Source organism: Streptomyces sp. STAM6 (assembly GCF_054963715.1).
The window spans coordinates 151335-172768 of sequence record NZ_JBUEFZ010000008.1 but is presented as its reverse complement, the minus strand read 5'-3'; the positions used below and the strand labels follow the sequence as shown (position 1 = coordinate 172768).

Sequence of the window (21434 nt, the reverse complement as noted above, 5' to 3'; positions counted from 1 at the left end):
TCGCGGGACCCGCTCCGTCCTGTTCCTCACCTCACCAGGTGGCGCGCACCTGACGGATGATGCGCCGGCGCAACCGCACTCTGCGGCTGCCGTCCCGGTGCAGACTCAGTCGGTCCAACTCCCAGTGTCCGTACTCGGCATGGTCGGTGAGCAGACGGGTCGCCTCCTTGCGGGAGACCCCGCGAGGTACGTACACGTCGACAAATTCGTATTCCGGCATCGCATCTATTGTGCGGGCATGGGCCCGGTACGGATAGCGTCTGCACTATGTCTGATGCTGCGCAGCCCACCGCTGCCGAGGTACGCGCCGCCGCCGAGGCGGTGAAAGCCGCACTGGACCGCCACCTGGAGGCGGTCGAGAACCGCACCGGTGATGACGACCCGGCCGTCTACGCCGCGTTCAACGCCCTCGCCGCGGCCGCCGAGGCCTACGACGAGCGGCTCTACGACCGGTACGACGAGGTCACGCCCTTCGAGATCCCCGGCGTGGAGGACTCGCTGCCCCCGTACGCGGGCCCCGAGGAGCCGAACGCGCTCAGCGTCCTGATCCGCCGCGACTACGCGGTGGTCGAACCACAACGGCTGCTGGCCCAGTCGCAGCGCATCGCCGACCTCGACCGGGGGGACGGCGGTACGGACACGGCCGCGGTGGTGGGGCAGAGCATCCACGCGGCGCTCGGGGTGCTCTTCGGGGAGTTCGAACCCGACGAGATCGCCTCGCGGCACAAGGAATTCGGTCTGGAGGAGGGCGACTCGACCCTCTGGGTCTCGGCGGCGGAGGAACTCCCCGAACCGGGCGAGTGGCTCAGCACCCCCTTCGACCAGGCCGACCCTGGCAGGGTGATCTGCCGGTTCGACGTCAGCGCGGTCTTCGACGAGGACGAGCCGAGAGACGACCTGGACAGCCCAGGCGGCTCCTGATCGATCGAACCGGGGACGGCGGGACCGCGACACCGGGCGACACGCTCACCCGGGACCCGGCCCCGCCGGACCGGGCCCTCAGTCCTCGGGGGTGGCCAGAAGCGCCTCAAGCAGGGGGCGCAGACGAGTCGTGCGCTCGGGCGCCGGGACCGTCGCGACCGCCCGGGGGAGAGCCTGGTCCACCCCGTGCACGACCGACAGATGACGCTCGCCGCGGCCGAACGCGGTGTAGACCCACGGCCGGCTCAGGCCCTGCGCGGCGTCGCCCGGGAGGACCACGACAGCCGCCGGCCAGCGCATGCCGACCGCCTGGTGCGCGGTGAGCGCCCAACCGTGGCGCACCGCCGACTCGACCCGGCCCTTCGGGACCACGACCCGCTCGCCCTCGCACTCCAGGTGCAGCCCGTCCGCGTCCGCGGAGACCACCGATCCCTGCACGGTCCTCCCCGGTGCCGGCGCGTACGCCACCCGGTCGCCCGGGTCGAAACCTCCGAAGCGGCCCGGGCCGGGGTTGAGCCGCCGCTTCAGGGCGTCGTTGAGCACCCGGGTGCCGGCGGAACCGCCGTGGCCGACGGTGATCACCTGGGTCTGCTCCGAGGGCACCCCGATCGCCCGCGGCACCGAGTCGGCGACCAGCTGGACCGTACGGTGCACGGCCTCGCCGGCGTCCCGCACCGGGACGATCACGACCTCCTTGCCCGGTGCCTCGACCTGGGTCAGCTCCCCGGCGCCGATCCCGGAGACCAGCTCGCCGATCGGCCCCGGATCAGGCTTCCGCGACGCGACCCGCGGGCACACCTTCGCCGCCAGCAGATCACCGAAGACCCGCCCCGCGCCCGCGGACCCGAGCACCCCAGGATCACCGCTCAGCACCAGGCGGCAGCCGTCCGGGAGCGACTCCACGAGCATCGCGGCCGTCTCGACGTCCAGCTGCGGCGCGTCCAGCACCACCAGCAGATCGAGCGCCAGTGCCCCGTCCTCGTCCCGGCCGGGACCCGCCGTCCCGGCGAGCAGCCCGGACACGGTGACGGCATCGGGACCGCTCCTGCGCCGGCCGTTCTCGCCGTGCACCGCCACCACGCCCCGCAGGCCCAGCCCGCGCGCCGCCTCGGCCAGTGCGACCGGCTCGGCCCGGGCCGCCTCGCCGCCCGTGTGCACGACCAGCCCGTGGGCGGCCACCGCCCGGGCCAGCTCGGCCGGGGCCGCGCTCTCCCAGCGGTCGTCCTGTCCACTTCTGGCGAGCCGGGCCAGACCGTCGGCCAGGCTCTCCTCCGCGAGCGCGTACCGGTCGAGCCCCAGCAGCACGGGCACCGGCTCCCCGGGCCGCTCCGGACCGGCCTCGTCCGATCCGCCCGCTCCCTCCTCGCCCGGCTCGCCGTCCTCGTTCTCCTCGCCCGTCTCGTCCAGACCGTCCTGGAAGACCAGCACCACGCCCTCGGCGACGGCGTCCTGCACGGCCTCGTCGGGGTCCGGCACCGACCGCTCGGCCAGCGCCTTCCGCACGGCCGCCACCTCCAGCGCGGTGTGCCCCTGCAGCGCCGCGCGCTGGAGCAGCCAGGTGATGAGCGCGGCCGTCCGCCGGGAGTCATCCGGCCCGCACTCCGCGCCCAGCAGCGCCCGGGCGAACCCGTCCGCCTGTTCCGGCCGCACCCCGCTCACCGACAGCAGCTGCCACGGGTCCTCGCGCAGCAGCTCCGCCGCCGGTTCACCCAGGACCGTCGCCACCGGCACCGCGAGCGCCTCGGGCGCGCCGCCCTCGGCCAGCACCGCCCGCACGGCCGCGACCGTCTCCGGGGCGGCGGACTCGCGCGGCGCCCGGGTGCCCTCCGGGCGGACCGGCGGGGCGGCGGGCGCGGGGGCAGGGGCGGGCACCACCTTGCGGGGCGCGGGGGCGGGGGAGTCGAAGAACGCGGCGCCGGACTTCTCGCCGCTCTCCACGGCGCGCACCGCCGCGAGCAGGTCGGCGGCCCGTCCGCTGAGTTTCGTCCCGGCCTCGATGGGCCCGGCCTTCTCCGCCTTGCGCCGCTCGATCCGCTCCCGCAGTTCCCGCTGCGCGGCCAGCTCGACCTCCGCCTCGGAGACCGCGCCGTCAGTGTCCGCGTCGTCCGCGCCCGCGTCGTCCGTGTCCGTGCCGTCCGTGTCCGCGTCGTCCGTGTCCGCGTCGTCCGTGTCCGCGTCGTCCGTGTCCGCGTCGTCCGCGCCCGCGTCGGCCGCGGCCCCTTCGGCCACCGCGTCCGTCCCGTCCGCGCCGGCGGTGTCCCCGGCGGAGCGGGCGGACGATGACGCGCCGGCGGCACCGCCCCCGGGCACGGACTCCTCCTCGCCCCCGGTGTCGTGCGCGACGGCCGCCGGCTCCTCCGGGGCAGGCGGCCCCGCGTGGGCGCCGGCGGGACCGGCCACTGCCGCGTCCTCCGCGGCCGCGGCGGGGGCGGCGTCCAGGTCGTCGGCCGAGGGGCCGGGGGTCTCCCCCCGGGGAAGCGCGGTCACAGGGTGCTCCAGTCCTGGTCGGGATAGCGGTGCACGGGCGCCGACACATCGTCGAGCGCCCGACGGATCTCGTCAGGAAGACTAAGGGTCTCCACTGACAACGCCGCCGCGAGCTGGTTGGCGTTGCGCGCCCCCACGATCGGCGCCGCCACGCCCGGCCGGTCCCGCACCCACGCCAGCGCCACCTGCAGCGGAGTCGCCGCCAGGCCGTCCGCCGCCGTCACCACCGCGTCCACGATCCGGCTCGCCGCGTCGTCCAGGTACGGCTCGACGAACGGCGCCAACTGCTCCGACGCCCCGCGCGAGTCGGCCGGCGTGGCGTTGCGGTACTTGCCCGTCAGCACGCCGCGCCCCAGCGGCGACGACGGCAGCAGTCCGATGTCCAGATCCAGCGCGGCGGGCAGCACCTCGCGCTCCACACCCCGCTGGAGCAGGGAGTACTCCATCTGCGTGCTCGCCAGCCGCGACCGGACGCCCGGCGCCGCGAGCTGCCAGGTGGCCGCCTTGGCCAGCTGCCACCCGCAGAAGTTCGACACGCCGACGTACCGCGCACGGCCGCTCGTCACCGCTATGTCCAGTGCCTGGAGCGTCTCCTCCAGCGGGGTCCCCGGGTCGAAGGCGTGCACCTGCCACAGGTCCACGTAGTCCGTGCCGAGGCGCGCGAGTGACGCGTCCAGCGCCGCCAGCAGATGCCCCCGGGACCCGTCGAACCGGCGGTCCGGGTCGGGCACGCTGCCCGCCTTCGTCGCCAGCACCAGCTCGCGCCGGGGCACCAGGCGCTCCACGAGCCGGCCGAGCAGATACTCCGCCTCCCCGCCCCCGTACACGTCGGCCGTGTCGATCAGCGTGCCGCCCGCTTCCCAGAACACCTTCAACTGGTCCGCGGCGTCGTGCTCGTCGGTGTCCCGGCCCCAGGTGAGGGTGCCGAGCCCGATCCGGGACACACGCAGGCCGGTGCGGCCGAGATGCCTCTGCTCCATGGGCGCGAGATTACTGGCCAGAGGCCCACGCGCAGAGAGCCTGTGGACAACCTGCCACGAGCGCACGATGCGGCCGCCCCGCGGAAGCCCCCCTGCCGGATCCCCCGCCCGCGCGCTAGAGTCCGCCCAAGACGTTACTGATCAGTATGTGAGTCGATGAGTAAGGGGACCGGCATGCGGCTCGGCATCAACCTCGGTTACTGGGGCGCGGGCATGGACGGGGACAACCTCGCCGTCGCCCAGGAGGCGGACCGCCTCGGTTACGACGTGTGCTGGGCCGCCGAGGCCTACGGCTCCGACGCCCCAACCGTCCTGTCCTGGGTCGCCGCGCAGACCGAGAGCATCGACATCGGCTCCGCGATCATGCAGATCCCGGCGCGGCAGCCCGCCATGACCGCGATGACGGCCGCCACCCTCGACTCGCTCTCCGGCGGCCGCTTCCGCCTCGGCCTCGGCGTCTCCGGCCCCCAGGTCTCCGAGGGCTGGTACGGCGTCAAGTTCGACAAGCCGCTGGCCCGCACCCGGGAATACGTCGAGATCGTGCGCAAGGCGATGTCCCGCGAGCGCCTCACCCACGACGGCGAGCACTGGACCCTGCCGCTGCCCGGCGGCCCGGGCAAGCCGATCAAGCTGACCGTCCACCCGCAGCGCGAGCACATCCCGCTCTACATCGCGGCGATCGGCCCCAAGAACCTGGAGCAGACCGGCGAGATCGCCGACGGCGCCCTGCTGATCTTCCCCTCCGCCGAGCACCTGGAGGAGACGGCCCTCCGCCACATCCGCGCGGGCCGTGAGAAGGCCGGACGGACCATGGACGGCTTCGACGTCTGCCCGACCGTGCCGCTGGCCCTCGGCGACGACGTCAACGCGCTCGCCGACATGTTCCGCCCGTACACCGCGCTGTACGTCGGCGGCATGGGCAGCCGCAAGCAGAACTTCTACAACCAGCTCGCCCAGCGCATGGGCTACGAGAAGGAAGCCGCCGAGATCCAGGAGAAGTACCTGTCCGGCGACAAGAACGGCGCGGCGGCAGCCGTCCCCTCTCAGCTGATCGACCAGACGGCGCTGCTCGGCTCCGTGGAGCGGATCGCCGAGCGGATGCAGGCCTACGCCGCGGTCGGCGTCACCACCCTGACCCTGGCCCCGGCCGGCTTCACGCTCGACGAGCGGATCGCCGCGCTCCGGGCCGGCACCGAGGCCCTGGAGCGGGCCGGCCTCGTGGACTAGCCCGTACACATGCCTGCGGCCGTGGTGGGGGCTCGGGGTCATCCCCGCCACGGCCGTCACGCTGCACAACGCGCCGCGGGCCCGGTCGGTTACGGGCCGCACGCCCCGGGGTGCGGTGGCACCTCCGTTCTCCCCGCCACCCCTTCGCGCTCCCCCTTTTGGCGGAGTTGTGCGGTTCAGCTGTTGCCACGTCCGCCATGCCGCATTTGACTCGTTCTTTGCGGATGTGCGGACATCCGGACGCGCAGCGTGGACCGCGCATGGAGGTGGCAGTGATGCTTTCGGCCCGAAGCCTGTTCCAGGAGATCGTCGACAACGACGACTCCTACCAGCTGTTCTGTTCCATCGCCGCGAGCGGCGAGGCCCAGGGCGGGTGGGAGAACGCCCGGATCGCCGCCCTGGTCCCCGGGACCATGCAGGAACTCGCCCCCAAGATCACCCGGCACGGCGCCGACGAGGACAAGCACGGCCGGATCTTCAACGCCCTGCTCAAGAAGCGCGGCCTGGAGCCGGTGCCCGTCCCGCCCGAGACCGACTACACGATGCTGCTGGAGAAGAACGGCATCGGCCTGACCCACGAGAAGCTCCGCCGCGACCAGGCGCTCAGCGAGGAGGACATCCTCGTCTACCTCTCGCACAGCCGGGTCACCGAACAGCGCGCCGCGGACCAGATGGACATGCTCGTGAAGCACTTCGGCAACCACCCCGAAGTCGGCAAGGCCATCAGGATGATCTGCAACGACGAGGACAACCACCTCGCCTACTGCCACGAGGAACTGCTGCGCCTCGCCCACGCCGGGAACGGCCGCCTCATCCAGCGGACCCTCCGCGACTGCGCCCTCGCCGAGATCGCGGTCTACCGTGACGTCAGCCTCGCCGTCATGGAGCACATGGGCCGCATCCTGAAGTGGCCCAAGGCCAAGTCGGTCGTCCTGGCCGCCGGAATCCGCGCCATGTACGCCTATGAACGCGCGGGCGGCTGGCGGCGCATGGTCGACCTCAAGATGCCGGAGCGGCGCAACGCGCTCGGCGGACCGGCCGAGCCCGTCACGGCGATCTGACCGGGGGCGAGGATCCGGGCACTACAGCCAGCCCCGGCGCTTGAACAGCCGGAACAGGCCCATCACCACCACCGCCATCAGGACGACCACCGCCGGGTAGCCCCACTCCTGGTGCAGCTCCCACATGTGGTCGAAGTTCATGCCGTAGATGCCCGCGACCATCGTGGGCACCGCGGCCATGGCCGCCCACGCCGAGATCTTCCGCATGTCGTCGTTCTGCCGCACCCCCATCTGCGCCAGATGCGCCGACAGGATGTCGGACAGCAGCCGGTCGAGCCCCTCGACCTGCTCCGTGGCACGGATCAGATGGTCGCTGACATCCCGGAAGAACGGCCGCGAGTGCTCGTCGACGAACGGCACCCCCGCGGCCGCCAGCCGGTCCATCGGCGCGGCCAGCGGGCTCGTGGCCCGCCGGAACTCCAGCACCTGGCGCTTGAACGTGTAGATCCGTGCGGCGGTGTTCTTCGCATCGCTGCCCGTCGGCTGGAAGACCTCCGCCTCCATCTCCTCCAGGTCGACCTGGAGCTCGGCCGCCACCTCGATGTAGTGGTCCACGACGGCGTCGCTGATCGCGTACAGCACGGACGTCGGTCCGTGCCGGAGCACCTCCGGCTCGGCCTCCAGCCGGCGCCGCACCGCCGCCAGCGGCGCGCCCTCGCCGTGCCGCACCGTCACGACGAACGAATCGCCCACGAACACCATCAGTTCGCCGGTGGAGACGGTGTCGCTGCTCGGCTCGTACAGCACCGGCTTGAGGACCATGAAGAGCGAGTCGTCGTACACCTCCAGCTTCGGCCGCTGATGAGCCTTGAGCGCGTCCTCCACCGCCAGCGGGTGCAGCCCGAACTCCTCCGAGACGTGGTCGAACTCCGCCTCCGTCGGCTCGTGCAGCCCGACCCAGAGGAACGCGTCGCCCGTGGCCCGCGCCTCGTCGAGGGCGTCCGAGAAGTCGGACGGGCCCTCACTGCGGCGCCCGTCCCGGTAGATGGCACAGTCCACGATCACGGCGCGTATCCTTCCCCGGCCCCGGCGGCCTTGCACGTGCGAGCCCCCACTCCGTCCATGGAAACAGCCCCGGGGCCCGCTCCCGGGAGGCCGGGCACGGCCCGATCCGAAGGACAGGCCCTAGGCTGGCAGACATGGCCACGTTGATCCTCGTACGGCACGGACGTTCCACCGCCAACACCGCCGGGGTGCTCGCGGGCTGGACCCCCGGCGTCGGACTCGACGAGCGCGGGGCCGCCCAGGCCGCCGCGCTCCCCGGGCGGCTCGCCGGAGTACCGCTCGCCGCCGTCGTCACCAGCCCCCTCCAGCGCTGCCGGGAGACCCTCCAGCCGCTGCTGGAGGCCCGTCCCGGGCTCGAGCTGCACACCGACGACCGGATCGGCGAGTGCCACTACGGCCACTGGTCGGGCCGCAAACTCGCCGAGCTCGCCGACGAGCCGCTCATGGAGGTGGTCCAGCAGCACGCGTCGGCCGCGGCCTTCCCCGGCGGCGAGTCGATGCGTGCCATGCAGGCCCGCTCCGTCGACGCCGTACGGGAGTGGAACGCGCGCGTGGACGCCGAACACGGGGAGAACGCGGTCTTCCTGATGTGTTCGCACGGCGACGTCATCAAGTCCGTCGTGGCCGACGCTCTCGGCATGCATCTCGATCTCTTCCAGCGGATCCATGTCGAACCGTGTTCCGTGACAGCGATCCGTTACACACGACTGCGGCCCTTCCTCGTACGACTCGGCGACACGGGCGACTTCGGCGCCCTGATGCCCCGCGAGGACGCCGGTGGCGGGGCGGCCGAGGTGGGGGGCGGCGCGGGCGCACCGTGATCGCTCCGCACAGTAGGGTGGACAGGCCGTAGCGCCGTCCGAACCGAGATACAAGGATTCAAGGGAGAGGGAACGTGTCCCGTCAGGTGTTCCTCTATGACCCACCGGAGCGCTTCGTGGCCGGCACGGTCGGGCTGCCTGGCCGCCGTACGTTCTTCCTGCAGGCGTCCGCCGGGGGCCGGATCACCAGCGTCGCGCTGGAGAAGACCCAGGTGGCCGCGCTCGCCGAGCGGATCGACGAGCTGCTCGACGAGGTCGTGCGGCGTACCGGCGGCAACGCCCCGGTGCCGGCGGTCGCCCCCTCCGACATCGCGGACACCGCACCGCTCGACGCCCCCGTGGAGGAGGAGTTCCGGGTCGGCACCATGGCGCTGGCCTGGGACGGCGAGGAACAGCGCATGATCGTCGAGGCGCAGGCGCTCGTCGAACTCGACGCGGACTCCGAGGAGGACCTCGCCGAGGCCGAGGAGCGGCTGCTGCAGGACGAGGAGAACGGCCCGCCGATGCTGCGCGTCCGGCTGACCGGCGCCCAGGCGCGGGCCTTCGCCAAACGCGCGCTGGACGTGGTCAACGCGGGCCGCCCGCCGTGCCCGTTGTGCAGCCTGCCGCTCGATCCGGAAGGACACGTATGCCCGCGCCAGAACGGATACCGCAGGGGCGCCTGACACCCGTGGAGCCGATCGATCTGCTCGCCAAGGGCGAGCTGACGGTGCAGGGCCGGATCCCCGAGGCGTCCAATGCGGTGCTGTTCTGCACGGTCGCGTACGAGGGCGAACAGGCCGAGTGCGTGTACAAACCCGTGGCCGGCGAGCGGCCGCTGTGGGACTTCCCCGACGGCACCCTGGCGCAGCGGGAGGTCGCTGCCTACGAGGTGTCGGAGGCGACCGGCTGGAGCCTGGTCCCGCCGACGGTGCTGCGGGACGGGCCCTACGGCCTGGGCATGGTCCAGCTGTGGGTCGAGGGCGACCCCGCGGCGTCCCTGCTGGCGCTCGTCGACGAGGACGAGCCGGGGGCCGGGTGGAAGGCCGTCGGCCTGGCCGAGGTCGGCGAGGACCGCACGGCGCTGCTCGTGCACGCCGACGACGAACGGCTGCGCCGGCTCGCCGTCCTCGACGCGGTGATCAACAACGGGGACCGCAAGGGCGGCCACCTCCTGCCGTCGCCGGACGGCCGGCTGTACGCCATCGACCACGGCGTCACCTTCAACGTCGACGACAAGCTGCGCACGCTGCTGTGGGGCTGGGCGGGCGAAGCCCTGCCCGCGGAGGCCCTGGACGTGCTGGGCCGGCTGGCCGGAACGCTGGCACCGGGCGGTCCGCTCGCCACCCGCCTGGCGGAGCTCATCACCCCGGCGGAGGTGACGGCGCTGAGGGACCGGGTCGAGGCCCTGCGCGCGTCGGGCCGCCACCCCGAACCCTCGGGACGGTGGCCCGCGATCCCCTGGCCACCGGTCTGACGGAGCCCTCAGGGCACGCCGTTCCGATGCACGTCGAAGCCCCTCGCGCAAGAGCGCCTATTCGGTCATGATCTTGCATCCGGTTCGTATCCGGAACAGGCGTCCGGTTACGCTCGTGGCATGTATGCCTGGCCCGCTTCTGAGGTCCCCGCCCTGCCCGGCAAGGGCCGCGACCTCCGGATCCACGACACCGCCACCGGTGGCCGAGTGACCCTCGCCCCCGGTCCTGTCGCCCGTATCTACGTCTGCGGCATCACACCGTACGACGCGACCCACATGGGTCACGCGGCGACCTACAACGCGTTCGACCTCGTTCAGCGCGTGTGGCTCGACACCAAGCGGCAGGTTCACTACGTCCAGAACGTCACCGACGTGGACGATCCGCTGCTGGAGCGGGCCGAGCGTGACGGCATCGACTGGACCCGGCTCGCCGAGCGGGAGACCGCCCTGTTCCGCGAGGACATGACCGCCCTGCGGATGCTGCCGCCGCAGCATTACATCGGCGCCGTGGAGTCGATACCCGGCATCGTCCCGCTCGTCGAACGGCTCCGGGACGCGGGCGCCGCCTACGAACTCGAGGGCGACGTCTACTTCTCCGTCGAGTCCGACCCGCACTTCGGCGAGGTCTCGCACTACGACACCGAGCTCATGCGGCGCCTGTCCGCCGAGCGCGGCGGCGACCCCGACCGCCCCGGCAAGAAGAACCCGCTCGACCCGATGCTCTGGATGGCCGCCCGTGAGGGCGAGCCCAGCTGGGACGGCGGCACCCTCGGCCCCGGGCGGCCCGGCTGGCACATCGAGTGCGTCGCCATCGCCCTCGACCACTTCGGCATGGGCTTCGACGTCCAGGGCGGCGGTTCCGACCTGGTCTTCCCGCACCACGAGATGGGCGCCTCGCACGCCCAGGCGCTCACCGGCGAACACCCCTTCGCCAAGGCCTATGTGCACGCCGGAATGGTCGCCCTGCACGGCGAGAAGATGTCCAAGTCCAAGGGCAACCTGGTCTTCGTCTCCGCGCTGCGGCGCCAGGGCGTCGACCCGGCCGCCGTCCGCCTCGCCCTGCTCTCGCACCACTACCGTGCCGACTGGGAGTGGACGGACCAGGTGCTGGAGGACGCCGTGGAGCGGCTCGGACGCTGGCGCGCCGCCGTCTCCCGCCCCGACGGGCCGTCCGCCGACGCGCTCCTCGAAGAGGTCCGCGAGGCCCTGGCGGACGACCTGGACGCCCCGGCAGCCCTCGCGGCCGTGGACCGCTGGGCCGCGGCCCAGGAGTCCGCGGGCGGCACGGACGAGAGCGCGCCCGGCCTCGTCTCCCGCACCGTCGACGCACTGCTCGGCGTGGCCCTCTAGCCCATGCGCCCACCCGGGCCACGAAGCGGGGCGGTACCGATTCCGGTACCGCCCCGTTTCTCACTCGCCTGCAGATCCCGAGGGTCCCGGGGGGCCGTCGTCCTCGCCGGAGTCGGCCTCCGGCTCGGAGCCGGGCTCCTGGCCCGGCCTGGACGGCTTCGGCGGCCGCGTCCGGCCGCTCGACGTGTCCCGCAGATAGGAGCCGTCCCCGAGGTCCGTGGCGTGCCCCGGCCCGGACCCGGCACCCGGCGTACCACCCGGCCCGCCGTCCCGCCGCCGCAGATACCGCTCGAACTCCCGGGCGATGGCCTCGCCGGACGCCTCCGGGAGCTCCGCGGTGTCCCGCGCCTCCTCCAGCGTCTGCACGTACTCCGCCACCTCGCTGTCCTCGGACGCGAGCTGGTCCACCCCCACCTGCCAGGCGCGGGCGTCCTCGGCCAGCTCACCGAGCGGGATGCGCAGATCGATCAGGTCCTCCAGCCGGTTGAGGAGGGCCAGCGTCGCCTTGGGGTTGGGCGGCTGCGACACGTAGTGCGGCACCGCGGCCCACAGGCTCACCGCCGGTACACCCGCGTGCGTGCAGGCCTCCTGAAGGATGCCGACGATGCCCGTCGGGCCTTCGTACCGGGTCTCCTCCAGGTCCATGGTGCGCGCCAGGTCCGGGTCGGACGTGACGCCGCTGACCGGCACCGGCCGGGTGTGCGGGGTGTCACCGAGCAGCGCGCCCAGGATCACCACCATCTCCACGCCCAGCTCGTGCGCGAAGCCCAGGATCTCGTTGCAGAACGAGCGCCAGCGCATGGACGGCTCGATGCCGCGGACCAGCACCAGGTCCCGCGGCTTCTCGCCGCCGACCCGCACCACGGAGAGCCGGGTGGTGGGCCAGGTGATCTTCCGTACCCCGCCGTCCAGGAACACCGTGGGCCGGTTGACCTGGAAGTCGTAGTAGTCCTCGGCGTCGAGCGCCGCGAAGACCTCGCCCTTCCATTCCCTGTCCAGGTGCGCGACCGCGGTGGAGGCGGCGTCGCCGGCGTCGTTCCAGCCCTCGAACGCGGCCACCATGACCGGGTCGATCAGCTCGGGAACCCCCTCGAGCTCGATCACCCAGGCCTCCTTCCGAAGTTCCGTGCGTACGAACCAACCTTACGGCTTGCCGAGCTCCCTCCCGCAGCCCCTGTACACGTCCGAGTGCTCTTGGGGAAGGTCCGCCGACCCCGACCGACTACCCAGGCCGAACACCGGAAACACCGACAGGGCGGGCCGCCGCGCACCCAGTTGGGGAACACGGCGAGGGCGGCCCCCGTCCGGGAGCCGCCCTGCGGACCTGTCCGTGCCGCGCGGCGTCAGGCCTTCTTGCCCAGCATGTCCTCGACCCTGGTGCGGATGTCGTCGGTCGCGAGACCGCGGATCGTCAGGGTCGTACGGCGGCGCAGCACGTCGTCCGCCGTCTCGGCCCACTCGTGGTCCCGGGCGTAGGCGACCTGCGCCCAGATCTCCGGCGCGTCCGGGTGGATGCGCTCGGCCAGCTCCGGGTTGTCGTTCGCCAGGCGGGCGATGTCGAACGAGAGCGAGCCGTAGTGCGTGGCCAGGTGGCGGGCCGTGTCCGCGGCCATGCGCGGGCCGGGCGTGCCACCGTCGACCAGCAGCCGGTGGGCGACCGCGTTGGGGTTGGCTATGCCGGGGAGCGGGAGCTTCTTGGGCAGCGAGGCGATCGGCTCCATGTCCTCGCCCAGCGGGCGGCCGGGCAGGGACGCCAGCTTGTTCATCACCGTGCGGCCGATGTGGCGGAAGGTCGTCCACTTGCCGCCGGCCACCGACAGCATGCCGCCGCGGCCCTCGGTCACGACCGTCTCGCGCTTGGCCTTGGAGGTGTCGCCGGGACCGCCCGGCAGCACCCGCAGACCGGCGAAGGAGTAGGTGATCAGGTCGCGGGACAGCTGCTGGTCGCGGATGGAGAACGCGGCCTCGTCCAGGATCTGGGTGATGTCCTTCTCGTTGACCGCGACCTCGCCCGGGTCGCCCTCGTACTCCTCGTCGGTCGTACCGAGCAGCAGCATGTCCTCCCAGGGGAGGGCGAAGGTGATGCGGTACTTGTCGATCGGGGTGGCGAGCGCGGCCTTCCAGGGGGAGGTGCGCTTCAGGACGAGGTGCGCGCCCTTGGAGAGGCGGATGGACGGGGCCGCGTTCGGGTCCTCCATCCGGCGCAGGTGATCGACCCAGGGTCCGGTGGCGTTGAGCACGAGACGGGCGTCGACGCCGAACTCGTCGCCGGTGGTGCGGTCCCTGAGGTCCGCGCCGGTGACCCGGCCCTTGGTGAAGCGCAGGCCGGTGACCTCGGCGTGGTTGAGGACGGTGGCGCCCGCCTCGACCGTGGCACGGACCGTCATGAGGGCCATGCGCGCGTCGTTCATCTGGTCGTCGCCGTAGACGGCGACGGCCTTCAGGTTCTCGGTGCGCAGCTCGGGCACGTCCTGTGCGGCCTTGGAGGGGCTGAGCAGGTGGCCGACGCCGTCACCGAACGCCGAGAGCGCCGAGTAGGCGAAGACACCCGCGCCGAGCTTCGCGGCGCCGTGCGGCCCGCCCTTGTAGACCGGCAGGTAGAAGGTCAGCGGGTTGGCCAGGTGCGGGGCGACCTGGCGGGAGACCGCACGGCGCTCGAAGTGGTTCTCCGCCACCAGCTTCACCGCGCCGGTCTGCAGGTAGCGCAGCCCGCCGTGGAGCAGCTTGGAGGAGGCGGAGGAGGTGGCGCCGGCGAAGTCGCCGGCGTCCACCAGGGCCACCCGCAGCCCGGACTGCGCGGCGTGCCAGGCCGTCGAGATACCCAGGATGCCGCCGCCGATCACCAGGAGGTCGTAGGTGGCCTTGGAGAGCTGCTCCCGCGTCTCGGCACGGCTCGGCAGGGAACCGGCAGCCGGGTGCGTCCCAAGGGTGGGGACGCTCTGCAGGGTGGTCATGTCGAATTACTCCTCGTCCTCGATCCAGCCCATGGTCCGCTCGACGGCCTTGAGCCAGTTCTTGTACTCGCTGTCACGCTTGTCAGCGTCCATGCGGGGGGTCCACTCGGCGGCCCTGCGCCAGTTGGCGCGCAGCGCGTCGGTGTCCGGCCAGAAGCCGACGGCCAGACCGGCGGCGTAGGCGGCGCCGAGGCAGGTCGTCTCGGCGACCATCGGCCGCACCACGGGCGCGTCCAGGAAGTCCGAGAGGGTCTGCATCAGCAGGTTGTTGGAGGTCATGCCGCCGTCGACCTTGAGTGCCGCGAGCTCGACGCCGGAGTCCTTCGTCATGGCGTCGGTGATCTCGCGGGTCTGCCAGGCGGTGGCCTCGAGCACGGCGCGCGCGATGTGCGCCTTGGTGACGTACCGGGTCAGGCCGGCGATCACACCGCGGGCGTCGGAGCGCCAGTACGGGGCGAACAGGCCCGAGAAGGCCGGTACGAAGTACGCGCCGCCGTTGTCGTCGACCGACGACGCGAGCGTCTCGATCTCGGCGGCCGAGTTGATCAGGCCCATCTGGTCGCGCATCCACTGCACCAGCGAGCCGGTGACGGCGATGGAGCCTTCCAGGGCGTACACCGGGGCCTGGTCGCCGATCTTGTAACCGACGGTGGTGATGAGGCCCGAGTAGCTGTTGATGACCTTCTCGCCGGTGTTCAGCAGCAGGAAGGTACCGGTGCCGTAGGTGGACTTGGCCTCACCCTCGGAGAAGCAGGTCTGGCCGAACAGGGCCGCCTGCTGGTCGCCCAGGGCGGAGGCGACCGGGACGCCGTCGAGGATGCCGCCCTTGACGTGGCCGTACACCTCGGCGGAGGACCGGATCTCCGGCAGCACGGCCGCCGGGACCTCCATCGATTCCAGGATCTTCTGGTCCCACTCCATGCTGTGGAGGTTCATCAGCATGGTGCGGGAGGCATTGGTGACGTCGGTGACGTGGTGACCGCCGTCGACACCGCCCGTCAGGTTCCAGATGACCCAGGAGTCCATGGTGCCGAAGAGGATGTCGCCGCGCTCGGCGCGCTCGCGCAGCCCCTCGACGTTGTCCAGCAGCCAGCGGACCTTGGGACCGGCGAAGTAGGACGCGAGCGGCAGACCGGTCTCCCGGCGGAAGCGGTCCTGGCCGACGTTCCGCCCGAGCTCCTTGCACAGGGCGTCGGTACGGGTGTCCTGCCAGACGATCGCGTTGTGGACGGGCTCACCGGTGTGCTTGTCCCAGAGCAGCGTGGTCTCGCGCTGGTTGGTGATGCCGATGGCCTTGACGTCGGCGGCGGTGATGCCGGCCTTCTCGATGGCGCCCGCCACGACCTCCTGGACGTTCGTCCAGATCTCGGCGGCGTTGTGCTCGACCCAGCCCGGCTTCGGGAAGATCTGCTCGTGCTCCTTCTGGTCGACGGAGACGATCCGGCCGTCCTTGTCGAAGACGATGCAGCGGCTGGAGGTGGTGCCCTGGTCGATGGCCGCGATGAACGGGCCGGTGGTGTGTGCGTCGGTCACGGTTGCTCCCGGAAGTCTGTAAGAAGGACGGCTTAGGCGAACGCGATGTTGTAAATACCCGCGGCGGCGGCCGCGCCGATCAGCGGACCGACCACGGGGATCCAGGCGTAGCCCCAGTCGGAGCCGCCCTTGTTCGGCAGCGGGAGGAGGGCGTGCACGATGCGCGGTCCCAGGTCACGGGCCGGGTTGATGGCGTAACCGGTCGGCCCGCCGAGAGACAGACCGATGCCGACCACCACGAGGGCGACCATCAGACCGCCGACGACGCCGAGGCCCTTGCCGCTGTCGTTCAGGCCCTGCGTGAGCACGGCCAGGACGAGCACGAGCGTGCCGATGATCTCGGTGGCGAGGTTCTGCCAGACGTTCCGGATCTCAGGGCCGGTGGAGAAGACGCCGAGGACCGGGCCGGCGTTGCTCTTGGCCTCGTCGTGCGGACCCTCGACGGCCTTCTCCGCAGGGTCGCCGATGATCTCGCGATCGGTCAGGTGCGCCTGGAACTGGCCGTAGTAGGCGATCCAGACCAGCGCGGCGCCGATCATGGCACCGAGAAGCTGTCCCGCAAGGTAGACGGGAACGTTTTTCCACTCCCCGTCCTTGATCGCGATACCGACCGTGACGGCCGGGTTGAGGTGCGCTCCGGAGAGCGTCCCCGTCATGTAGACCGCGGTCAGAACGGCGAAGCCCCACCCGAAGGTGATGGCGAGCCAGCCGGCGTTCTGAGCCTTAGAGCGCTTGAGTACAACGGCGGCGACGACGCCACCGCCGAGCAGGATGAGTACGGCGGTACCAATGATCTCGCCGATGAAGATGTCGGAGCTGGACACCCGCGACTCCTTTGTCCTTCGTCCAGGGGAAGGCGGACACCGGGTCCCTCCGGTGGTCCGCGCCCTCGGGGGTGAGAGCGAAACCGGCCTCTGGCGTTGTCACACTCTAGCGCGTATTGCCGTTAGGTGTTCGACAATGTCGACCGGTGAACGGCAGTTTTGCTCCCTGGTAAACGTGGCGTCAAGGGTTCTGTTGGCCGAAATGCGTTCGTTACCGATGATGCGCCGGGGGCGTCAGAAGCGCCCGGCGCCGAGGTCGCGGGAGACCGCGCGGGCGCAGTCCCGCACCGCCGCGACCAGCTCCGAACGGAGCTCCCCGCCGTTGCAGACGCGTTCCACCGCGCCCGTGATGGCCACCGCGCCGACCGGCATCCTGCGGCGGTCGTGGATCGGCGCGGCGACCGACGCCACGCCCTCCCAGGTCTCCTCGACGTCCGCCGCCCAGCCGCGCGCACGCGTCATGTCGAGGACCGACTCGAAGTCCCCCAGGTCGGTGACGGTGCGCGGGGTGAACGGCTTGCGGTCGCCCTCCACGGCCTCCGTGTGCGCCACCGGGTCGTACGCGGACAGCACCTTGCCCAGGGCCGTGGAGTGCAGCGGCTGCATGGCCCCGACCTCCAGCACCTGACGGCTGTCGTCCGGGCGGAAGACATGGTGGATCACCAGCACGCCCTGCTGGTGCAGCACGCCCAGGTGGACGCTCTCTCCGCTGGAGCGGGCCAGGTCGTCCGTCCAGACCAGGGCGCGCGCCCGCAGCTCGTGCACATCGAGGTAGCTGTTCCCGAGCCGCAGCAGCTCGGCCCCCAGCTGGTAGCGCCCGGACGCCGGATCCTGTTCGACGAAACCCTCCGCCTGAAGGGTGCGCAGGATGCCGTGTGCGGTGCCCTTGGCCAGATCCAGCGACGACGCGATGTCCGACAGTCCGAGCCGGCGCTCCCCGCCCGCGAGCAGTCGCAGCATCGCCGCCGCCCGTTCAAGCGACTGGATGTTCTTCGCCATCGCCCGGCCCTTCTCCCATTGTTCGACAATGCTGAACACTATCGGTCGTTGTCGACCCTCAGCCACCTCGTGGGAACCCACAAACAGGCCGTGGCCGAAAAATCGCCCTGGACAGGATGCCGTCCGCCCCCTGGGACAAGATGTCCACCCCGGGGGATACGTGGTTACTCTGGCCCGGTGCGCCTTCACCGAAGACGCAAAGCCGACAGCCGTCGCATCCCTGGGAGCACATCCATGGCCTCGTTGCCGACCCCTTCCGCCGACAGCACCCGTCTTGCGGACAGCAGGACCCGAGCCGCCGCCCTCCGTGAGGCCCTGGCCACCCGTGTGGTCGTCGCCGACGGCGCCATGGGCACGATGCTCCAGGCCCAGGAACCCACCCTCGAGGACTTCCAGAACCTCGAAGGGTGCAACGAGATCCTCAACATCACCCGGCCCGACATCGTCCGCTCGGTCCACGAGGCGTACTACGCCGTCGGTGTCGACTGCGTCGAGACCAACACCTTCGGCGCCAACTTCTCCGCCCTCGGGGAGTACGACATCCCCGAGCGCGTCCACGAGCTGTCCGAGGCCGGCGCCCGCATCGCCCGCGAGGCCGCCGACGCCTACACCCTCAAGACCGGACAGCAGCGCTGGGTCCTCGGCTCCATGGGCCCCGGCACCAAGCTGCCCACCCTCGGCCACGTCGCCTACCTCACCCTCCGCGACGCCTACCAGCAGAACGCGGAAGGGATGATCGCGGGCGGCGCCGACGCCCTCCTGGTGGAGACCACCCAGGACCTGCTCCAGACGAAGGCCGCCATCCTCGGCGCCCGCCGCGCCCTCGACGCCTGCGGCCTGGACCTGCCGCTGATCTGCTCCGTCACCGTCGAGACCACCGGCACCATGCTCCTCGGCTCCGAGATCGGCGCCGCCCTCACCGCGCTGGAGCCGCTCGGCATCGACATGATCGGGCTGAACTGCGCCACCGGCCCCGCCGAGATGAGCGAGCACCTGCGCTATCTGGCCCGCCACTCCCGCGTCCCGCTGTCCTGCATGCCCAACGCCGGCCTGCCGGTCCTGGGCAAGAACGGCGCGCACTACCCGCTGACCGCCCCCGAGCTCGCCGACGCCCAGGAGACCTTCGTCCGCGAATACGGGCTGTCCCTGGTCGGCGGCTGCTGCGGTACGACACCGGAACACCTGCGCCAGGTCGTCGAGCGCGTCCGTGACCTCGCGCCCACCCCGCGGGAGCCGCGCCCCGAGCCCGGTGCCGCCTCCCTCTACCAGACCGTGCCGTTCCGCCAGGACACCTCGTACCTCGCGATCGGCGAGCGGACCAACGCCAACGGCTCCAAGAAGTTCCGCGAGGCCATGCTGGAGGGCCGCTGGGACGACTGCGTGGAGATGGCCCGCGACCAGATCCGCGAAGGCGCCCACATGCTCGACCTGTGCGTCGACTACGTGGGCCGGGACGGCGTCGCCGACATGGAGGAACTGGCCGGCCGCTTCGCCACCGCCTCCACCCTGCCCATCGTCCTCGACTCCACCGAGGTCGAGGTCATCGAGGCCGGCCTGCAGAAGCTCGGCGGCCGCGCCGTCATCAACTCCGTCAACTACGAGGACGGCGACGGACCCGAGTCGCGTTTCGCCAAGGTCACCCGGCTGGCGCAGGAGCACGGCGCCGCGCTGATCGCGCTGACCATCGACGAGGAGGGCCAGGCCCGTACACCCGAGAAGAAGGTCGAGATCGCCGAGCGGCTGATCGCCGACCTCACCGGGAACTGGGGCATCCGTGAGGAGGACATCCTCATCGACGCCCTGACCTTCACCATCTGTACCGGCCAGGAGGAGTCCCGCAAGGACGGCATCGCCACCATCGAGGCGATCCGCGAACTCAAGCGGCGCCACCCGGACGTGCAGACCACGCTCGGCCTGTCGAACATCTCCTTCGGCCTCAACCCCGCCGCCCGCATCCTGCTCAACTCGGTCTTCCTCGACGAGTGCGTCAAGGCGGGCCTCGACTCGGCGATCGTGCACGCCAGCAAGATCCTGCCGATCGCCCGCTTCGACGAGGAGCAGGTCACCACCGCCCTGGACCTCATCTACGACCGCCGCGCCGAGGGCTACGACCCGCTCCAGAAGCTGATGGCGCTCTTCGAGGGCGCCACCGCCAAGTCCCTCAAGGCGGGCAAGGCCGAGGAACTGGCCGCCCTGCCGCTGGAGGAGCGCCTCAAGCGCCGCATCATCGACGGTGAGCGCAACGGCCTGGAGGCCGACCTCGACGAGGCACTCGCCGGGCGCCCCGCCCTCGACATCGTCAACGACACCCTGCTGGACGGTATGAAGGTCGTCGGTGAACTGTTCGGCTCCGGCCAGATGCAGCTGCCGTTCGTCCTCCAGTCCGCCGAGGTCATGAAGAGCGCGGTCGCCCACCTCGAACCCCACATGGAGAAGACGGCCGACGGCGAAGGAGGGGCGGGCAAGGGCACCATCGTGCTGGCCACCGTCCGCGGCGACGTCCACGACATCGGCAAGAACCTCGTCGACATCATTCTCTCCAACAACGGCTACAACGTCGTCAACCTCGGTATCAAGCAGCCGGTCTCCGCGATCCTGGAAGCGGCCCAGGAGCACAAGGCCGACGTCATCGGCATGTCCGGCCTGCTGGTGAAGTCCACGGTGATCATGAAGGAGAACCTGGAGGAGCTCAACCAGCGCGGTCTGTCCGCCGAATACCCCGTCATCCTCGGCGGCGCCGCGCTCACCCGCGCCTATGTCGAGCAGGACCTGCACGAGATCTACCAGGGCGAAGTCCGTTACGCCCGCGACGCGTTCGAGGGACTGCGCCTCATGGACGCCCTCGTCGCGGTCAAGCGCGGAGTCCCCGGCGCGGCCCTCCCCGAGCTCAAGCAGCGCCGGGTGCGTCCCGCAGGCGGCGTGGTGATCGAGGATCAGGCCCCGCAGGAAGGCGTCCGCTCCGACGTCGCCACCGACAACCCCGTGCCCGAGCCGCCGTTCCGGGGCACGCGCGTCATCAAGGGCATCCAGCTCAAGGAGTACGCCTCCTGGCTCGACGAAGGCGCCCTCTTCAAGGGCCAGTGGGGCCTGAAGCAGGCCCGGACCGGCGACGGGCCGACGTACGAGGAACTCGTCGAGACGGAGGGCCGGCCCCGGCTGCGCGGCTGGCTCGACCAGCTCCACACCCAGAACATGCTGGAAGCCGCCGTGGTCTACGGCTACTTCCCGTGCGTGTCCAAGGGCGACGACCTGATCATCCTCGACGACCGCGGCAACGAGCGCACCCGCTTCACCTTCCCGCGCCAGCGCCGCGGGCGCAGGCTCTGCCTCGCGGACTTCTTCCGCGCCGAGGACTCCGGCGAGACCGATGTCGTCGGCCTGCAGGTGGTGACCGTCGGCTCGAAGATCGGCGAGGCCACCGCCGAGCTGTTCGCCTCCGACTCCTACCGCGACTACCTGGAGCTGCACGGCCTCTCCGTCCAGCTCGCCGAGGCACTGGCCGAGTACTGGCACGCCCGGGTCCGCGCCGAGCTCGGCTTCGGCGGCGAGGACCCCGAGGACGTCGAGGACATGTTCGCGCTCAAGTACCGCGGCGCGCGCTTCTCCCTCGGCTACGGCGCGTGCCCCGACCTGGAGGACCGGGCCAAGATCGCCGAGCTGCTCCAGCCGGAACGGATCGGCGTCCACCTCTCCGAGGAGTTCCAGCTCCACCCCGAGCAGTCCACCGACGCGATCGTCATCCACCACCCCGAGGCGAAGTACTTCAACGCACGCTGACGCGACGCGACGTACACTGGTCGGTCCAGTGCAGGCCGG

At 71.5% G+C, this 21434-nt stretch carries 17 protein-coding genes; 8 read left to right on the top strand and 9 right to left on the bottom strand.

Annotation, left to right across the window (positions count from 1 at the left end; translation table 11 throughout):
- Positions 1-31: 31 nt before the first annotated feature.
- Positions 32-220 carry a DUF5703 family protein gene (locus tag ACY34K_RS13235; protein WP_005319466.1) on the bottom strand — a complete coding sequence of 63 codons (189 nt, stop codon included), beginning with the start codon at positions 218-220 and terminating at the stop codon, positions 32-34.
- 47 nt (positions 221-267) lie between these two features.
- Between ACY34K_RS13235 and ACY34K_RS13230 the strand changes: the two genes are divergently transcribed.
- Positions 268-921 carry a hypothetical protein gene (locus ACY34K_RS13230; RefSeq protein WP_462746471.1) on the top strand — a complete coding sequence of 218 codons (654 nt, stop codon included), beginning with the start codon at positions 268-270 and terminating at the stop codon, positions 919-921.
- Between the two features lie 78 nt (positions 922-999).
- Here the strand turns inward: ACY34K_RS13230 and ACY34K_RS13225 are convergent, their stop codons facing one another.
- Entirely contained in the window at positions 1000-3408 is a 2409-nt protein-coding gene (locus ACY34K_RS13225; RefSeq protein ID WP_462746470.1) for a helix-hairpin-helix domain-containing protein, read from the bottom strand.
- The gene (locus ACY34K_RS13220) at positions 3405-4388 is read right to left on the bottom strand and encodes an aldo/keto reductase (RefSeq protein WP_462746469.1); all 984 of its coding nucleotides are present in this window, start codon (positions 4386-4388) and stop codon (positions 3405-3407) included. Before ACY34K_RS13220 ends, ACY34K_RS13225 begins: the two co-directional genes overlap by 4 nt.
- Before the next feature lie 174 nt (positions 4389-4562).
- On the opposite strand from ACY34K_RS13220, the gene ACY34K_RS13215 reads away from it, so the two are divergent.
- Positions 4563-5615, top strand: coding sequence for an LLM class F420-dependent oxidoreductase (locus ACY34K_RS13215; protein WP_462746545.1), 1053 nt, complete (start codon positions 4563-4565; stop codon positions 5613-5615).
- 275 nt (positions 5616-5890) lie between these two features.
- On the top strand, positions 5891-6676 hold the full coding sequence (locus tag ACY34K_RS13210) for a ferritin-like domain-containing protein (protein WP_462746467.1): 786 nt from the start codon (positions 5891-5893) through the stop codon (positions 6674-6676).
- A gap of 21 nt (positions 6677-6697) precedes the next feature.
- Here the strand turns inward: ACY34K_RS13210 and corA are convergent, their stop codons facing one another.
- Positions 6698-7690 (bottom strand): magnesium/cobalt transporter CorA, encoded by a 993-nt coding sequence (gene corA / locus ACY34K_RS13205; protein WP_462746544.1) that lies wholly within the window; start codon positions 7688-7690, stop codon positions 6698-6700.
- Between the two features lie 125 nt (positions 7691-7815).
- Between corA and ACY34K_RS13200 the strand changes: the two genes are divergently transcribed.
- The 4 genes from ACY34K_RS13200 to mshC all read left to right on the top strand — a co-directional run bounded on the left by ACY34K_RS13200 (position 7816) and on the right by mshC (position 11308).
- Entirely contained in the window at positions 7816-8502 is a 687-nt protein-coding gene (locus tag ACY34K_RS13200) for a histidine phosphatase family protein (protein ID WP_462746466.1), read from the top strand.
- Between the two features lie 74 nt (positions 8503-8576).
- A complete protein-coding gene (locus ACY34K_RS13195; RefSeq protein WP_462746465.1) occupies positions 8577-9167 on the top strand; it encodes a DUF3090 domain-containing protein in 591 nt (196 codons plus the stop codon).
- Positions 9131-9958 carry an SCO1664 family protein gene (locus tag ACY34K_RS13190; protein WP_462746464.1) on the top strand — a complete coding sequence of 276 codons (828 nt, stop codon included), beginning with the start codon at positions 9131-9133 and terminating at the stop codon, positions 9956-9958. The genes ACY34K_RS13195 and ACY34K_RS13190 overlap by 37 nt, the downstream gene beginning before the upstream one ends.
- Positions 9959-10078: 120 nt before the next feature.
- Positions 10079-11308, top strand: coding sequence for a cysteine--1-D-myo-inosityl 2-amino-2-deoxy-alpha-D-glucopyranoside ligase (mshC, locus tag ACY34K_RS13185; RefSeq protein WP_462746463.1), 1230 nt, complete (start codon positions 10079-10081; stop codon positions 11306-11308).
- Between the two features lie 60 nt (positions 11309-11368).
- On the opposite strand, the gene ACY34K_RS13180 is transcribed toward mshC, so the two are convergent.
- The 5 genes from ACY34K_RS13180 to ACY34K_RS13160 all read right to left on the bottom strand — a co-directional run bounded on the left by ACY34K_RS13180 (position 11369) and on the right by ACY34K_RS13160 (position 17618).
- A complete protein-coding gene (locus ACY34K_RS13180) occupies positions 11369-12412 on the bottom strand; it encodes a PAC2 family protein (RefSeq protein WP_462746461.1) in 1044 nt (347 codons plus the stop codon).
- 239 nt (positions 12413-12651) lie between these two features.
- A complete protein-coding gene (locus tag ACY34K_RS13175; protein WP_462746460.1) occupies positions 12652-14262 on the bottom strand; it encodes a glycerol-3-phosphate dehydrogenase/oxidase in 1611 nt (536 codons plus the stop codon).
- Between the two features lie 6 nt (positions 14263-14268).
- Positions 14269-15795 (bottom strand): glycerol kinase GlpK, encoded by a 1527-nt coding sequence (gene glpK, locus ACY34K_RS13170; protein WP_462746459.1) that lies wholly within the window; start codon positions 15793-15795, stop codon positions 14269-14271.
- A 32-nt stretch (positions 15796-15827) separates the two neighbouring features.
- On the bottom strand, positions 15828-16619 hold the full coding sequence (locus ACY34K_RS13165; RefSeq protein ID WP_462746458.1) for an MIP/aquaporin family protein: 792 nt from the start codon (positions 16617-16619) through the stop codon (positions 15828-15830).
- Between the two features lie 234 nt (positions 16620-16853).
- The gene (locus tag ACY34K_RS13160) at positions 16854-17618 is read right to left on the bottom strand and encodes an IclR family transcriptional regulator (protein WP_462746457.1); all 765 of its coding nucleotides are present in this window, start codon (positions 17616-17618) and stop codon (positions 16854-16856) included.
- A 234-nt stretch (positions 17619-17852) separates the two neighbouring features.
- Here ACY34K_RS13160 and metH point away from each other — a divergent pair, with 234 nt between their 5' ends.
- On the top strand, positions 17853-21395 hold the full coding sequence (gene metH / locus ACY34K_RS13155) for a methionine synthase (RefSeq protein ID WP_462746456.1): 3543 nt from the start codon (positions 17853-17855) through the stop codon (positions 21393-21395).
- Positions 21396-21434: the final 39 nt, after the last annotated feature.

Excerpts from the sequence above, each read along its gene's own strand:
- ACY34K_RS13235 (WP_005319466.1), bottom strand. The coding sequence starts at position 220 with ATGCCGGAATACGAATTTGTCGACGTGTACGTACCTCGCGGGGTCTCC.
- ACY34K_RS13230 (WP_462746471.1), top strand. The coding sequence starts at position 268 with ATGTCTGATGCTGCGCAGCCCACCGCTGCCGAGGTACGCGCCGCCGCC.
- ACY34K_RS13220 (WP_462746469.1), bottom strand. The coding sequence starts at position 4,388 with ATGGAGCAGAGGCATCTCGGCCGCACCGGCCTGCGTGTGTCCCGGATC.
- ACY34K_RS13215 (WP_462746545.1), top strand. The coding sequence starts at position 4,563 with ATGCGGCTCGGCATCAACCTCGGTTACTGGGGCGCGGGCATGGACGGG.
- ACY34K_RS13210 (WP_462746467.1), top strand. The coding sequence starts at position 5,891 with ATGCTTTCGGCCCGAAGCCTGTTCCAGGAGATCGTCGACAACGACGAC.
- ACY34K_RS13200 (WP_462746466.1), top strand. The coding sequence starts at position 7,816 with ATGGCCACGTTGATCCTCGTACGGCACGGACGTTCCACCGCCAACACC.
- ACY34K_RS13190 (WP_462746464.1), top strand. The coding sequence starts at position 9,131 with ATGCCCGCGCCAGAACGGATACCGCAGGGGCGCCTGACACCCGTGGAG.
- mshC (WP_462746463.1), top strand. The coding sequence starts at position 10,079 with ATGTATGCCTGGCCCGCTTCTGAGGTCCCCGCCCTGCCCGGCAAGGGC.
- ACY34K_RS13175 (WP_462746460.1), bottom strand. The coding sequence starts at position 14,262 with ATGACCACCCTGCAGAGCGTCCCCACCCTTGGGACGCACCCGGCTGCC.
- ACY34K_RS13160 (WP_462746457.1), bottom strand. The coding sequence starts at position 17,618 with ATGGCGAAGAACATCCAGTCGCTTGAACGGGCGGCGGCGATGCTGCGA.
- metH (WP_462746456.1), top strand. The coding sequence starts at position 17,853 with ATGGCCTCGTTGCCGACCCCTTCCGCCGACAGCACCCGTCTTGCGGAC.